At 66.9% G+C, this 2570-nt stretch carries 1 protein-coding gene and 1 pseudogene (1 of these 2 running past the window's edge); both read left to right on the forward strand.

Annotation, left to right across the window (positions count from 1 at the left end):
- The first annotated feature begins 141 nt into the window (after positions 1 to 141).
- Entirely contained in the window at positions 142 to 1728 is a 1587-nt protein-coding gene (obgE, locus tag K789_RS0120275; RefSeq protein ID WP_024368345.1) for a GTPase ObgE, read from the forward strand.
- A pseudogene (gene proB / locus K789_RS23685) lies at positions 1718 to 2570 on the forward strand (glutamate 5-kinase); it runs 313 nt beyond the window's last position. The gene obgE and the pseudogene proB overlap by 11 nt, the downstream one beginning before the upstream one ends.

Consider the following 2570-nt stretch of genomic DNA (forward strand, 5'->3'; position numbering starts at 1 on the left):
TGGCTGCTGCAGCTGCAGAGTAACAACAAGTCTTAAATCGGTGGGGCGGGCCATTAGGTCCGCTCCACCGGTGTTTTAACCGCATTACAATCATCCTGGGCGTCTTTGGACACCTGAGGGAACAGCACTGAGGAGATCCACGTGGCTAGCTTTGTAGACCGGGTAGTACTGCACGTATCCGGCGGTACCGGCGGCCACGGTTGTGTCTCCGTTCACCGCGAGAAGTTCAAGCCGCTGGGCGGTCCCGACGGCGGCAATGGCGGCAACGGCGGTGACGTCATCCTGCGCGTTGACCCCCAGACCACCACCCTGCTTGACTACCACCACGCCCCGCACCGCCACGCCACCAACGGTGGCCCCGGCATGGGCGACTGGCGCGCCGGCAAACACGGCGAAACCCTGATCCTCCCGGTCCCCGTCGGCACCGTGGTCAAGTCCAAGTCCGGCGAAGTCCTCGCCGACCTCGTCAGCGAAGGCGCCGAATACATCGCGGCCGCCGGCGGCATCGGCGGCCTCGGCAACGCCTCGCTCTCCTCGCAGAAGCGCCGCGCCCCCGGCTTCGCCCTGCTCGGCATCGAAGGCGAATCCAGCGACGTCGTCCTGGAACTGAAGTCCATCGCCGACATCGCCCTCGTCGGCTTCCCCTCCGCCGGGAAGTCCAGCCTCATCGCCGCCATGTCGGCCGCCCGGCCCAAGATCGCCGACTACCCCTTCACCACCCTGATCCCGAACCTCGGTGTGGTCCAGTCCGGCGACGTGCGGTTCACCATCGCCGACGTGCCCGGCCTGATCGAAGGCGCCAGTGAAGGCAAGGGCCTCGGCCACCACTTCCTGCGCCACGTCGAACGCTGCGCGGCCCTCGTCCATGTGCTGGACTGCGGCACGCTCGAATCCGACCGCGACCCGCTCTCCGACCTCGCCGTCATCGAAGCAGAGCTCGAGAAGTACGCGGTGGACATGAGCTACAGCGGTGCCGACGGCGAAGTCGTTCCGTTGAACCACCGCCCCAGGCTGATCGCCCTGAACAAGGTGGACCTGCCGGACGGCAAAGACATGGCTGAATTTGTCCGCCCGGAACTTGAATCCCGCGGCTACAAGGTCTTCGAAATCTCGGCAACCAGCCACGAGGGCCTCCGCCAGCTTGGCTTTGCCATGGCAGAAATCGTCCAGGCGGCCCGCGACGCCCTCGCTGCCGCCCCGCCGAAGGTGCACGCCCCCATCCTCAAGCCGCGTGCGGTCAACGAATCCGGCTTCAAGATCCGCCGCGAGGAGAAGAACCTGGAGCCGCTGTTCCGGGTCCTGGGCGACAAGCCCGTGCGCTGGGTCAAGCAGACCGACTTCACCAACGAGGAAGCCATCGGCTACCTCGCCGACCGCCTGGCCAAGCTCGGCGTCGAAAACGAACTGTTCAAGCAGGGCGCCAAGCCGGGCGACATGGTGGTCATCGGCGAGGACGACGGCGTCGTCTTCGACTGGGAGCCGACCATGATGGCCGGCGCCGAACTGCTGGCCGCCCCGCGCGGCACGGACGTGCGCTTCGCCGATATCGGCGACCGCCCCACCCGCGGACAGAAGCGCGACGAGCAGGTCGAACGACGCGAGGCCAAGGCTGCCGCCCGCGCCGAGCTCGAAGCCGAGCGCAAGGCCGGGATCTGGACCGAATCCGTCAGCGGACGCCGGCCCAAGCCGCTCACGGAGAGCGCACTGGGCGAAGAACATGAGGAGTGAACCCACCGACGTGAGTGTTGATTCCGCAGTACTCATCGAAGAACCCGCCGACGGCAGGAGCGTGCTCGCCAGGGCGCGCCGCATCGTGGTTAAGGTCGGATCTTCGTCGCTCACCAGCATCAAGGGCGGCATTTCGGAAGAAGCGCTCATCTCGCTCTCGGATGCCCTCGCAGTAAAAAGCAACGCAGGCATGGAAATCATCCTGGTGTCGTCCGGGGCCATCGCCGCCGGGCTCGCCCCGCTCGGGCTGGCCAAGCGCCCCCGGGACCTGGCGACCCAGCAGGCAGCCGCCAGCGTGGGGCAGGGCCTGCTGATGGCGCGGTACACCCATGCGTTCGGTGCCCACGGCGTGACTGTCAGCCAGGTGCTGCTCACCGCCGATGACCTCATGCGGCGCAGCCACCACACCAACGCCTTCCGCGCCCTGAACAGGCTGCTCAACCTCGGCGTCGTGCCCGTGGTCAACGAAAACGACACCGTCGCCACGCACAAGATCCGCTTCGGCGACAACGACCGCTTGTCGGCCCTCGTGGCCCATCTGGTCCGTGCCGATGCCCTCGTGCTGCTGTCCGATGTTGATTCGCTTTATGACGGTCCTCCGGCGAAGGGCGCCAAACGGATCCCCCGCGTGGACGGTCCTGAGGACCTCGAGGGTGTGACCATCGGGGCGCCCGGCAAAGCTGGAGTCGGAACCGGGGGAATGCAGACAAAGGTCGAGGCGGCCATCATGGCGGCCGACTCCGGCATCCCCGCGATGGTCACGTCGACCGCCAACATCTCGGCAGCACTGGCCGGCGAGGACGTTGGCACGTGGTTCACCGTGAACGGGGCACGCAAGCCGG

Source organism: Arthrobacter sp. TB 26 (genome assembly GCF_000427315.1).
Classification (GTDB): Bacteria; Actinomycetota; Actinomycetes; order Actinomycetales; family Micrococcaceae; genus Arthrobacter.